Origin of the sequence: Micromonospora haikouensis, assembly GCF_000876225.1 — a bacterium.
GTDB classification, from domain to species: Bacteria; Actinomycetota; Actinomycetes; order Mycobacteriales; family Micromonosporaceae; genus Micromonospora; species Micromonospora haikouensis.
On sequence record NZ_JXSX01000001.1, the window covers coordinates 882,513 to 893,803 of the forward strand.

Genomic DNA, 11,291 nt, shown 5'->3' on the forward strand with positions numbered 1-11,291 from the left:
TGCGGGCTACTGCGCGGCGAGCACGTCGACGACGAACCGCAGCGGTCCGGCCGGCCGGCCGCCCGAGGAGTCGTTGCCGTACGCCAGGTCGGCCGGGATGTCGAGCTGCACCCGGCTGCCCACCTTTACCCCGACGAGGCCCTGGTCCCAGCCCTTGATGACCTGGCCGACGCCGATCGGGAAGGTGGCCGGCTGGCCGCTGTTCCAGGACGCGTCGAACTCCTTGCCGTCGGCGTAGAACACGCCCACGTAGTTGGTGGTGATCTGCTGCCCGGCCTTCACCGCCGCGCCCTTGCCCTCGATCAGCGTCTTGACGGTGAGCTTCTTCAGCTCGCCCTTGCCCGCCTCGACCTTCGGCTTGGTGGCCAGCGCCGGGTCCGACCCCTCGGGCAGCTGCGGGGCGGGCGGCGCGGTCGGCGGCTGCTCCTCGGCCGGCGCGGTCGCCGACGGGGCGGAGGCGACCTCCTCCGGCGCGTCGTCCTTGCCCTGGTTGACCACCACGAACACGGTGATCAGCACGCCGACGACGGCGACACCGGCGAGCGCGCCGACGATCGACTGGAGGCGGCGCTTCTTCTCGGCGGCCTTCTTCGCCGCCAGCTGGGCGGCCAGTCGCCGCTCCGCCTTGCCCGGGCCCTGGCCCGCCGACCGGTTCTGCACACGCTCGCTCACGTCGACTCCCTGATCAAGAGGTGGGGGGCCCGGCGGCCGCTGCCTAGGCCAGCGCACACGGTACCCGCCCTGCTGCCCACGGTGCTGCCTCGGCCGCCACCCCCACCGGTCCGACCGGCTGCGGTTGCCGGCGCGCGGGCGTCGACGGGGGTAGCTTGTCGACCATGGCGATCCTCACCGAAGAAGACCTGGCCCTGCTGGCCGAACCGCAGCTCGCCCACGTGGCCACCATCGAGCCCGACGGCAGCCCGCACGTCACGCCGGTCTGGGTGGACACGGACGGCGAGCACATCGTGTTCAACACCGCCAAGGGGCGGCAGAAGTACAACAACATCCAGCGGACCCCGATCGTGGCCGTCTCCGTGGTGGACAAGGCCAACGACTTCCGCACCCTGTGGGTCAAGGGCACCGCCGAGTTCGTCGAGGAGGGGGCCGACGCGCACATCGACAAGATGGCGCAGAAGTACCTCGGCCAGGAGACCTACCCGTTCGGGCAGCCCGGCGAGGTGCGGGTGATCGTCCGGATCACCCCCACCCAGAAGCTCGGCCGCGGCTGACCCCCACCTGCAAGGAAGGGCCCCCTGTCGACACCCGCGGTGAGAAGGGGACCCCTCTCCACCGTTTGCGTTGACAAGGGACCCCTCCTCACCCCCCGATGTACGCCGCGAGGTGCTCGCCCGTGCGCGTGGAGCGGGCGGCGGCCAGGGCGGCCGGCGTGCCCTCGAAGACGATCCGACCCCCGTCGTGGCCCGCTCCGGGGCCGAGGTCGACGACCCAGTCGGCGTGCGCCACGACCGCCAGATGATGCTCGACGACGAGCACCGACTTGCCGGCGTCGACGAGCCGGTCGAGCAGCCCCAGCAGCTGCCCGACGTCGGCGAGGTGCAGGCCGGCGGTCGGCTCGTCGAGGACGTACACGCCGCCCTCGGTGCCCAGGTGGGTGGCCAGCCTGAGCCGCTGCCGCTCGCCACCGGACAGCGTGCTGAGCGGCTGGCCCAGGGTGAGATACCCCAGCCCCACGTCGGCGAGGCGGTCGAGGATCGCCCGCGCGGCCGGCGTACGGGCCTCGCCGTCGCCGAAGAACTCCCGCGCCTCGGTGACCGGCATCGCCAGCACCTCGGCGATGTCCCGGCCGCCGAGGCGGTACTCCAGCACCGACGCCTCGAACCGCCGCCCCTCGCACTCCTCGCACACCGTGGCGACCCCGGCCATCATTGCCAGGTCCACGTAGACCACGCCCGCGCCGTTGCAGCCGGGGCAGGCGCCCTCCGAGTTGGCGCTGAACAGGGCCGGCTTCACGCCGTTGGCCTTCGCGAACGCCTTGCGGACCGGGTCGAGCAGCCCCGTGTACGTCGCAGGGTTGCTCCGCCGCGAACCCCGGATCGGGCCCTGGTCGACCGACACGACCCCCGCGCCGGCCGGGATCGACCCGTGCACCAGCGAGCTCTTGCCCGAGCCGGCCACGCCGGTGACGACGACGAGCACGCCGAGCGGGATGTCGACGTCGACGTCGCGCAGGTTGTGGGTCGACGCGCCCCGGATCGGCAGCCGGCCCGTGGGCGTGCGTACCGTCTCCTTGAGGGCGACCCGGTCGGCGAGGTGACGGCCGGTCACGGTGCCGCTGGCCCGCAGCCCCTCGACGGTGCCCTCGAAGCAGACGGCGCCGCCGGCCGCGCCCGCGCCGGGCCCCAGGTCGACGACGTGGTCGGCGATCGCGATGGTGTCCGGCTTGTGCTCCACGACGAGCACCGTGTTCCCCTTGTCCCGTAGCCGCAGCAGCAGGTCGTTCATCCGCCTGACGTCGTGCGGGTGCAGGCCCGTCGTGGGTTCGTCGAAGACGTACGTGACGTCGGTGAGCGGGGAGCCGAGGTGCCGCAGCATCTTCACCCGCTGCGCCTCGCCGCCCGACAGCGTGCCCGACGGCCGGTCCAGCGACAGGTAGCCCAGCCCGATCTCCACGAACGAGGCGAGGGTCTGGTGCAGCTTGTCCAGCAGCGGCGCGACCGACGGCTCGTCGAGACCGCGGACCCACTCGGCCAGGTCGCTGATCTGCATCGCGCAGGCGTCGGCGATGTTGACGCCGCCGATCCGGGCGGAGCGGGCGGCCTCGCCGAGCCGGGTGCCGCCGCACTCCGGGCACGCGGTGAAGGTGACCGCCCGGTCCACGAACGCCCGGACGTGCGGCTGCATCGCCTCGCGGTCCTTCGCGAGGAACGACTTCTGGACCTTGGGGATCAGCCCCTCGTACGTGAGGTTGACGCCCTCCACCTTCACCCGGGTCGGCTCCCGGTGCAGGAAGTCGTGCCGCTCCTGCGCCGTGAACTCGCGGATCGGCTTGTGCGGGTCGAGGAATCCCGACTCGGCGTAGACCCGCACCGTCCAGAAGCTGTCGGCCTTCCAGCCGGGGATGGTGATCGCGCCCTGGGCGATCGACTTCGAGTCGTCGAAGAGCTGGGTGAGGTCGAGGTCGGAGACCGTGCCCCGGCCCTCGCAGCGTGGGCACATGCCGCCGGTGCGGGTGAAGGTCTGCCGTACGGTCCGGCCGCCGCCGCGCTCCACCGTGATCGCGCCGCTCGCCCGCACCGACGGCACGTTGAAGGAGAACGCGGCCGGCGGCCCGACGTGCGGCTGCCCCAGCCGGCTGAACAGGATGCGCAGCATCGCGTTGGCGTCGGTGACGGTGCCGACGGTCGAGCGCACGTCGCCACCCAGCCGTTGCTGGTCGACGACGATGGCCGTGGTCAACCCGTCGAGCACGTCGACCTCGGGCCGGGCCAGCGTCGGCAGGAAGCCCTGCACGAAGGCGCTGTACGTCTCGTTGATCAGCCGCTGCGACTCCGCCGCGACGGTGCCGAACACCAGCGAGCTCTTGCCGGAGCCGGACACGCCCGTGAACACGGTGAGCTGCCGCTTCGGCAGGTCGACGCTGACGTCCTTCAGGTTGTTCTCGCGTGCGCCCCGCACCCGGATCACGTCGTGACCCCCGGCGCCGCGCCGCGCGGTCGACTCCGACCCCGTCTCCGCGGCCATGCTCAGCGCAGCTCCTGGATCCGGACGAGGTTGCCGGCGGGGTCGCGGAAGGCGCAGTCGCGCATCCCGTACGGCTGCTCGGTCGGCTCCTGGACGACCTCGGCGTCGCTGGCCTGGATCTTCTCGAAGGTGCCGTCCAGGTCGGGCGTGGCCAGCAGGATCCAGCCGTACGTCCCCTTCGCCATCATCTCGGCGATCGTGCGCCGCTCGTCGTCGGTGATGCCCGGGTCGACGGCCGGCGGGGCCAGGAGGATGTTGGTGCCGGGCTGGCCGGCGGGGCCGACGGTGATCCAGCGCATGGTGCCCGTGCCGACGTCGTTGCGGACCTCGAAGCCGAGCACGTCGCGGTAGAAGGCGAGGGACTCCTCCGGGTCGGTGTGCGGCAGGAAGCTCGTGTGAATGGTGATGTCCATGCCGGTCACGCTAGTTGCGGGCGACTGACCTGTGCTTCTTGATTCCTGATCGGTCCGGCCGTCGGTCCGTGTCGCCGGTCCGGCCGCCGGGCGGCAGCCTAGGCGGGCACCGGGGTCAGGACGACGATCGCGGTGTCCCGGCCCCGGTGGGCGGCGAGGCCGTCCAGGTCGCCGTAGCCCCGGTAGTCGTGCAGCGCCGACCACAGCCGGTCGCGCTCGGCTCCGGTGGCCCGGTGGGCGGTCACCTCGCGGGACTCGCCGCCGAGGTCGACGGTCGCCCGCGGGTGGGCCTGGAGGTTGAGCCACCAGGCGGGGTCGGCCGCGTCCCAGCCGTTCATGGCGAGGGTGACGAGCCGGTCGCCGTCGCGGATGTAGCCGACGATGACGGCGCGCGGCCGGCCGGAGCGGCGGCCGGTCGTGTGCAGCCGCAGCATGCCGAACCGGCCGCCCGGCGTCGGGGCGCTCAGGCCCACCCGGTCGGCGGTGACGCGCAGCAGGGCCTTGTGGGCCAGCCAGGCGCTGCGGACGAACCACCTCGGCGGGGGTTTGGGGGAGGTGCCCATGGCGGCCTCGTTTCTACGGTGTAGGTCTACACCGTAGAGTAAGCCCTACGCCGTAGGGCGGCAAGTAGGATCCGAAGGTGCCCCGACACGCCGACGAGCGCTCCGCGCCCCGCGCCCCCGCCCGCCTCAGCCGGGAGGCGATCGTCGCCGCCGCGATCGGCCTCGCCGACCGGGACGGCCTCGCCGGGCTGAGCATGCGGCGGCTCGCCCAGCACCTCGGCGTGGACGCGATGTCGATCTACTACCACCTGCGCGACAAGGACACCCTGCTCGCCGCGATGGCCGACGCCGTCGCCGCCGAGATCGAGGCCGACGGGGAGATCGAGGCCGCCGCACTCGGCGGCGGTGGGACCGGGGCCGCCGCACTCGGCGGCGGGACCGGGGCCGGTGGCGAGGCGGCGGCCGGCAGCGGCCCGGCGGGCGCCCCCGGACCGTGGACCGACCAACTGAGGGCGCTGATCATGCGGGCCCGCCGGACGATGCTGCGCCACCCCTGGGCGGCCCGCGTGCTGGAGGCCCGCGACACGCCCACCCCGGCCGTGCTGCGGCACATCGAGCGGGTGCTCGCCGTGCTGCGGGGCGGCGGCTGCTCGGTGAGCCTGAGCCACCACGCCCTGCACCTGCTCGGCAGCCGGATCCTCGGCTTCAGCCAGGACCTGTTCGACGACTCGCCGGACACCCCCGCGACCGAGGCGGAGACCGCCGCGCAGGCAGCCGCCTGGGCCGAGAGCATGCCGCACATCGCGGAACTCGCCGTCGCGGTCTCGCACAGCGGGGCCCTCGGCGGCTGCGACGACGAGGACGAGTTCGCATTCGCCCTCGACCTGCTGATCGAGGGGCTCGACCGCCGGCGGCTCGCCGAACAGGGCTGACTGCGGGGCCGATCCCGGAGCGACCCGGCTAGGCGGTCTTGCGGGGCGCCGCCTTCTTCGGGGCGGCCTTCCGCGCCGGAGCCTTCTTCTCGGCCTTCGCCCCCGCCGCCTTCGTCGTGGCCTTCCCCGGGGCCGCCTTCTGCGTACCCCCGGTGGCCTTCGCGCCCCCGGCGGTCCCGCCGCCGGTCCCGCCGGTCTTCTTCGCCGCCGCCTTCTTCTCGGCCGACTTCCGCGCCGGGGCCTTCGCCTCCTTCGCCGCCTTCGTGGCCTTCTGCGCCGACCGGGCCGACGTGATCGGGGTCGGTTCGCCGCCCCGCTCCGGCTGCTCCCCGCGCGCCGCCCGGGCCCGCTCCACCGACGCCTTCAGCGCCGCCATCAGGTCCACCGCCGCCGCCGGAGCCTCCTCGACCTCCTCCGGCGCGACGACCTCCCGGCCCTCCACCTTCGCGTCGATGACCTCCTGCAACGCCGCCCGGTAGTCGTCGGTGAAGACCTCCGGCTCGAACTCGCCCGCCATCGAGTCGATCAACGAGCTGGCCATCGCCAGCTCCGGCGGCCGGACCTTCAGGTCCTCGCCCAGGAAACCGAAATCGGGGGTACGCACCTCGTCCGGCCACAGCATCGTGTTGAGCAGCAGCACCCCCTCGCGCACCCGCAGGGTCGCCAACTGCTCCCGCTGGCGCAGCGCCACCTTGACGATCGCCACCCGCTCCGAGTCGGCCAGCGCGTCGCGCAGCAGCACGTACGGCTTCGTCGCCGCGCCCTCCGGCTCCAGGAAGTACGCCTTGTTGTAGAGGATCGGGTCGACCTGCTCCGCCGGGACGAACTCCAGCACGTCGATCGCGCGTGACGTGGTCAGCGGCAGGTCCGCGAAGTCCTCGTCGGTCAGGATCACCATCTCGCCGCCGCCGATGTCGTACCCCTTGGCGATGTCGTCGTAGGTGACCTCCTCACCGCACACCGAACAGGTGCGCTTGTACCGGATGCGCCCCCCGTCCTCCCGGTGCACCTGGTGGAAGCGGATGTCCTTCTCCTCGGTGGCCGAATAGAGCTTCACCGCGATCGAGACCAGCCCGAACGAGACGGCCCCCTTCCAGATCGCCCGCATCCCCCGCTCCTCTCCCCGGCTACAGATCAGGATCGCAAAGGATCGAAGCGGGCGCGATGACTTCTGTTGCCCTACTACAGTCAGGAAATGCCCGGCGCGCCGCTGAAGCCGATGCTCGCGACGACCGGCCCGCTGCCCGCCGGTGAAGACTGGGCGTACGAGTTCAAGTGGGACGGCGTACGCGCGCTCGCCGACATCGTCGGCGGCCGGCAACACCTGTACGCCCGCTCCGGCGTGCAGATCACCGCCGCCTACCCGGAGCTGATCACCCTCGCCGAGCAGGTCGACGACGCCCTGCTCGACGGCGAGGTGGTGCTGCTCGACCAGGCCGGTCAGCCCTCCTTCACCGCGCTCGCCGAACGGATGCACGTGCGCAATCCGGCGAAGGCGGCCCGGCTCGCGGCGAGCGTACCCGTGACGTATCTGATCTTCGATCTGTTGCGGTTGCGCGGCGCGGACCTCACCGGCCGGCCCTGGCGCGAACGCCGCGACCTGCTGGAGGGCCTCGGACTCGGCGGCGCCCGGTGGGCCGTGCCCCCCGTCTTCGCCGACGGGCCCGCCACCTACGAGGCGGCCGGCGAACACGGCCTCGAAGGGGTGATGGCCAAGCGCGCCGGCTCGGCCTACCGGCCCGGCGTCCGCTCGCCCGACTGGGTCAAGGTCAAGCTGGAGGTCACCGGCGACTTCGTCGTCGGCGGCTGGCGGCCCGGGGCCCGCAAGATCGGCGGCCTGCTCGTCGGCGTGCCCCGCCCCGACGGCCGGCTCACCTACCGGGGCCGCGTCGGCGGCGGCATCGGCGCGGCCCTCGAACGCGAGCTGCTGCGCGAGCTGGAGCCCCTGCGCGCCGGCAGCTCCCCGTTCGCCGGGGACGTGCCCCGCGAGGATGCCCGGGGCGCCATCTGGGTAGATCCTGAGGTCGTGGTGGAGGTGAAGTACGGCCAGCGCACCCCCGACGGCCGGCTGCGCTTCCCCCGGGTGCTGCGGCTGCGCCCCGACAAGCCGCCCGAGGAGGTGGACGATGCCGGCTGAACGGCTCAAGGTCGACGTGCAGGGCCGCGCGCTGGAGCTGTCCAACCTGGACAAGGTGCTCTACCCGGCCGCAGGCTTCACCAAGGGCGAGGTGATCGACTACTACACCCGCATCGCCCCGGTGCTCCTGCCGCACCTCGCCGACCGGGCACTCACCCGCATCCGCTACCCCAACGGCGTGGAGGACAAGAGCTTCTTCGAGAAGAACGCCCCCGCCGCCACCCCCGCCTGGGTACGCACCGAGAACCTTCCCGCCCCCGGCTCCACCAAGGGCCGCGAGACCATCGACTACGTGGTCGCCGACGACCTGCCCACCCTCGTCTGGCTGGCCAACCTCGCCGCCCTGGAACTGCACACCCCGCAGTGGAAGATCGGCGCGCACCCCGACCTGCTGGTCGTCGACCTCGACCCCGGCCCCCCGGCCGGGCTACGCGAATGCAGCCAGGTCGCGCTGCTGCTGCGCGACCGGCTGGCTCTCGACGGGCTCGACTCCTATCCGAAGACCTCCGGCAAGAAGGGCATGCAGCTCTGCTGCCCCATCGCCGGCACCCAGTCCTCGGACACGGTCTCCGACTATGCCCACCGGGTCGCCCGCGAGCTGGAGGAAACCCACCCGAAGCTGGTCGTGTCGAAGATGGCGAAGAACCTGCGCGGCGGGAAGGTCTTCATCGACTGGAGCCAGAACAACGCGGCGAAGACGACCGTCGCCCCGTACTCGCTGCGCGCCCAGCCCGTGCCGGCGGTGTCGACGCCGCTGACCTGGGACGAGGTGGCGGCCGGCGCGGCCGGGAAGCGCCCGGCTGCCCGCCCCTACACGGCGGAAGAGGTGCTCAAGCGGGTGGACAAGCACGGCGACCTGCTCGCCCCGCTACTCGACGGCGGCCCCGAGGTGTCCGCCGGCTGACGCGCCAACATGGAGGCGATCGGCGCTCACGATGTCACGATCATCATCCGTGGCGTGAAACGGCCAGCCCTGGCCAAGAGATACGCCGCATCCGCCCGGCCGGCACACGAGGTGGTGCTGTCCCACCTGCTCGAAAGAATCGACGGGTATGCGGCGAGTCGGGAGGAGTATGCGCTGGTCATCGCCGACGAGGTGCAGGAACAGGCGGCGCATCGGGCCGACCTCACGCGGTACCGGGTGTCCGGGACCGGCGGGTACCGGTCGAGGAAGCTCACACGCATCGTCGATACGCTGCACTTCGCCCCATCGCACGCCAGCCGGCTCGTCCAAGCCGTCGACCTGGTGACGTTCCTCTACCAACGGCTTGACCGGCCAGGCGTCGATCCACGGGAGGTCGCGGCCAACGAGCGCCTGTGGTCCCTGGTCGCCTCCCGCTGCTACCACTGCTGGTGCTGGGACCCGTTGGCCAGGCTTCCGTGACCTGACCCCGGATGCACGAAGGGCCCGCTGACGCGGGCCCTAAGGCGGGTGCGGGAGCCCCGAGGGGCGTCCTGCGACCTCCAGGCTAGCAGCAATTTGTGTGTCACGCCCAGAATGTCCAGGCGCTCTTCTCGCGCAGCTCGGGGCGCAGCCGCAGGAACGCGCCGCCGACCAGGGCAACCGCGATGACGCTGATCACCACATCGCTGACCAGGGCCATCACCGGCGACGACGGCGCGTAGCTCGGCACGGCGTACGCGAAACTGGCGGCGGAGAGCAGCAGACAGCCGGCCAGGAAGAGCGCGCCGGCCGGGCCACCGCAGCCAGGGCCGGTGCCGACGGTACGGGGAGACGAACGACTCCACGATCGCGATCGGCGCGCAGACGCTCAGCGCGACATGGTTGCCGACGTAGTCGAACGCCTCCCCGACGCTGAACCCGAGGACCGGCACCCGGGTCTGCGCGGCGGCGGAGTCGAATTCTGCGCACTCCGTGTCGTCGAGGAAGCCGGTGTTGAACAGCGACTGATCGACCAGCCCGGCCTGCGCCACCCCGAACGCGGCGGCTAGCAGCACGATCGCCGGCCAGCACCGGCGCGCCACCGACGCCAGCGGCCCGGTGTCGGTGGCGCGCCTCCCTCGGCATGTGGTGCGATCCGTGGCTCTCCGTGACCAGTCATCCGTCCACTGTCTAGACCCGACGGTCGCCGGGCAACGGTCATGGGCCTACACCCCCGGTGGTCGCTGCTCGCGCTGCCCGTAGGCCCGCTGGTTGCGGCGGGTCGCGCACGGCGCGAGGTGGTCGCTGGGCAGGCCGCACCGCGCGCCGCCGACCAGTCGCCGGTCACAGAACACCCGATGATGTACGCGCTGGTCGTCCTCGGTCGACACGGTCACCTCCCCGACGTCGACACACCGGGTGAGCTGGGCCAGGACCCGCGCCGCCGTGCGGGCGAGGATCCGGGCGCGGAGCAGGTCCGGGACGACGATCGGCACGTGCACGACCCACCGGTTGTTGGGCCCTCTCATCGGCTTGTAGGCGGGGTCTTCGACATTCCAGTGCCCTTCGGTTGGTTGGGGGTGGACCTGCCAGTGCAGTCTCACTCGACGTGCGACGGCAGAGCGCAATCGGGTCCGGGGCGGCCGGGCCGGGGGAATGGCCCGGCCGCCCCGGAACGGGGGGAGTGGTGCTGACGTGACGGGCCACCACCACGGCAAGCGCCAACCGACCGCAGGTACCGCGTCACTGAAAGCGACCGTACGGACCGTCAGGAGCAATGTCAAGAGTCGTCGCAGTGTCTTCACCTATGTCAGCACTGCCAAATGCCTTAGGTGTTTTGCCTGTCTCAGGAGGTGGATTGATACTGGCAGAGCCAACCGACTGCAAGGGGTGCTCGTGCCTATCCCGCCGACCATGAACGAGCTGCTGGAGGATCTCGTCAGGCGCATCGACGAGGGGGAGTGGGCTCCTGGCGCCCAGTTGCCGCCCGGTCATGTGCTGGCCGACGAGTACGACGTGTCGCTGTCCACCATCAATAGAGCTTGGGCGACCCTGCGGAAGCGGGGCATCCTGGTGGGCCGCCCCGGCCGAGGTGTCTTCGTCGCTGAGGGCTAGCAGCACTTAGGTGCAAGCACGGTGGTGCGTGAGGCGGCGCGGCCTGGCCGGATGCCGGACGACGAATGCCGCAGTTCGCCCCCGCATGCGCGGGGAGCAGCGGTTCCCGCGGTTGGGCCGGTGGCTGATCGCGGGATCACCCCCACATGCGCGGGGAGCAGTTCGAGTCGGGCGATCTGCGGCGGTCGATGGACGGATCACCCCCGCATGCGCGGGGAGCAGGGATGCGGCACCGTGGCCCAATGGCTGTGCGCGGGATCACCCCCGCATGCGCGGGGAGCAGATCTCTCCGGCGACGCGCTCGCGGTCGCGGGCGGGATCACCCCCGCATGCGCGGGGAGCAGACCGGATTCGACGTCGAAAAGGCGCTGCTCGACGGATCACCCCCGCATGCGCGGGGAGCAGCTGAGGGGTAGGGGGGTGGATCGCTCGCCGTGGGGATCACCCCCCGCATGCGCGGGGAGCAGAAAAAGTCAGGCAAGTCGAAGATGGCGCTGTTGGGATCACCCCCGCATGCGCGGGGAGCAGCTACGCCGGCCCCGGTAGAACACGTCCCCACCGGGATCACCCCCGCATGCGCGGGGAGCAGGTTGCAGGGCTCCATGT

At 72.0% G+C, this 11,291-nt stretch carries 14 protein-coding genes and 1 CRISPR repeat array (1 of these 15 only partly in view); of the genes, 7 read left to right on the forward strand and 7 right to left on the reverse strand.

Annotated features, from left to right (window positions below; genetic code table 11):
• Positions 1 to 6: 6 nt before the first annotated feature.
• A complete protein-coding gene (locus tag TK50_RS04010; protein WP_043961523.1) occupies positions 7 to 672 on the reverse strand; it encodes an FKBP-type peptidyl-prolyl cis-trans isomerase in 666 nt (221 codons plus the stop codon).
• A 164-nt stretch (positions 673 to 836) separates the two neighbouring features.
• On the opposite strand from TK50_RS04010, the gene TK50_RS04015 reads away from it, so the two are divergent.
• Entirely contained in the window at positions 837 to 1,229 is a 393-nt protein-coding gene (locus TK50_RS04015; protein ID WP_043961524.1) for a PPOX class F420-dependent oxidoreductase, read from the forward strand.
• A gap of 88 nt (positions 1,230 to 1,317) precedes the next feature.
• Here TK50_RS04015 and TK50_RS04020 read toward each other — a convergent pair whose 3' ends face one another.
• From TK50_RS04020 to TK50_RS04030, 3 genes are all read right to left on the reverse strand, one after another.
• Positions 1,318 to 3,702, reverse strand: a complete 2,385-nt coding sequence (locus TK50_RS04020) for an ATP-binding cassette domain-containing protein (RefSeq protein ID WP_199485964.1) — start codon at positions 3,700 to 3,702, stop codon at positions 1,318 to 1,320.
• 2 nt (positions 3,703 to 3,704) lie between these two features.
• The gene (locus TK50_RS04025; RefSeq protein ID WP_043963773.1) at positions 3,705 to 4,115 is read right to left on the reverse strand and encodes a VOC family protein; all 411 of its coding nucleotides are present in this window, start codon (positions 4,113 to 4,115) and stop codon (positions 3,705 to 3,707) included.
• Positions 4,116 to 4,213: 98 nt separating this feature from the next.
• Entirely contained in the window at positions 4,214 to 4,678 is a 465-nt protein-coding gene (locus TK50_RS04030) for a nitroreductase/quinone reductase family protein (protein ID WP_043961526.1), read from the reverse strand.
• A 77-nt stretch (positions 4,679 to 4,755) separates the two neighbouring features.
• Here TK50_RS04030 and TK50_RS04035 point away from each other — a divergent pair, with 77 nt between their 5' ends.
• Positions 4,756 to 5,550 (forward strand): TetR/AcrR family transcriptional regulator, encoded by a 795-nt coding sequence (locus TK50_RS04035; protein ID WP_043961527.1) that lies wholly within the window; start codon positions 4,756 to 4,758, stop codon positions 5,548 to 5,550.
• A gap of 28 nt (positions 5,551 to 5,578) precedes the next feature.
• Here the strand turns inward: TK50_RS04035 and ku are convergent, their stop codons facing one another.
• Positions 5,579 to 6,658 carry a non-homologous end joining protein Ku gene (ku, locus tag TK50_RS04040; RefSeq protein WP_043961528.1) on the reverse strand — a complete coding sequence of 360 codons (1,080 nt, stop codon included), beginning with the start codon at positions 6,656 to 6,658 and terminating at the stop codon, positions 5,579 to 5,581.
• 87 nt (positions 6,659 to 6,745) lie between these two features.
• Here ku and ligD (TK50_RS04045) point away from each other — a divergent pair, with 87 nt between their 5' ends.
• The 3 genes from ligD (TK50_RS04045) to TK50_RS04055 are packed head-to-tail and all read left to right on the forward strand — an operon-like array spanning position 6,746 to position 9,071.
• Positions 6,746 to 7,687, forward strand: coding sequence for a non-homologous end-joining DNA ligase (gene ligD / locus TK50_RS04045; RefSeq protein ID WP_043961529.1), 942 nt, complete (start codon positions 6,746 to 6,748; stop codon positions 7,685 to 7,687).
• Positions 7,677 to 8,591 (forward strand): non-homologous end-joining DNA ligase, encoded by a 915-nt coding sequence (gene ligD, locus TK50_RS04050; RefSeq protein WP_043961530.1) that lies wholly within the window; start codon positions 7,677 to 7,679, stop codon positions 8,589 to 8,591. Before ligD (TK50_RS04045) ends, ligD (TK50_RS04050) begins: the two co-directional genes overlap by 11 nt.
• Positions 8,592 to 8,645: 54 nt before the next feature.
• Positions 8,646 to 9,071 carry a DUF3800 domain-containing protein gene (locus TK50_RS04055; RefSeq protein WP_241773913.1) on the forward strand — a complete coding sequence of 142 codons (426 nt, stop codon included), beginning with the start codon at positions 8,646 to 8,648 and terminating at the stop codon, positions 9,069 to 9,071.
• Positions 9,072 to 9,174: 103 nt separating this feature from the next.
• Here the strand turns inward: TK50_RS04055 and TK50_RS34070 are convergent, their stop codons facing one another.
• Positions 9,175 to 9,321, reverse strand: coding sequence for a hypothetical protein (locus TK50_RS34070; protein WP_158499153.1), 147 nt, complete (start codon positions 9,319 to 9,321; stop codon positions 9,175 to 9,177).
• Positions 9,322 to 9,469: 148 nt separating this feature from the next.
• On the opposite strand from TK50_RS34070, the gene TK50_RS34075 reads away from it, so the two are divergent.
• On the forward strand, positions 9,470 to 9,640 hold the full coding sequence (locus TK50_RS34075; RefSeq protein WP_158499154.1) for a hypothetical protein: 171 nt from the start codon (positions 9,470 to 9,472) through the stop codon (positions 9,638 to 9,640).
• A gap of 156 nt (positions 9,641 to 9,796) precedes the next feature.
• Here TK50_RS34075 and TK50_RS04065 read toward each other — a convergent pair whose 3' ends face one another.
• The gene (locus TK50_RS04065) at positions 9,797 to 10,099 is read right to left on the reverse strand and encodes a hypothetical protein (protein ID WP_043961531.1); all 303 of its coding nucleotides are present in this window, start codon (positions 10,097 to 10,099) and stop codon (positions 9,797 to 9,799) included.
• Positions 10,100 to 10,466: 367 nt separating this feature from the next.
• Here TK50_RS04065 and TK50_RS04070 point away from each other — a divergent pair, with 367 nt between their 5' ends.
• The gene (locus TK50_RS04070; protein ID WP_043963779.1) at positions 10,467 to 10,685 is read left to right on the forward strand and encodes a winged helix-turn-helix domain-containing protein; all 219 of its coding nucleotides are present in this window, start codon (positions 10,467 to 10,469) and stop codon (positions 10,683 to 10,685) included.
• Between the two features lie 72 nt (positions 10,686 to 10,757).
• Positions 10,758 to 11,291: direct repeats of the CRISPR family, unit length 28 nt; unit sequence GGATCACCCCCGCATGCGCGGGGAGCAG (it continues 410 nt past the right edge of the window).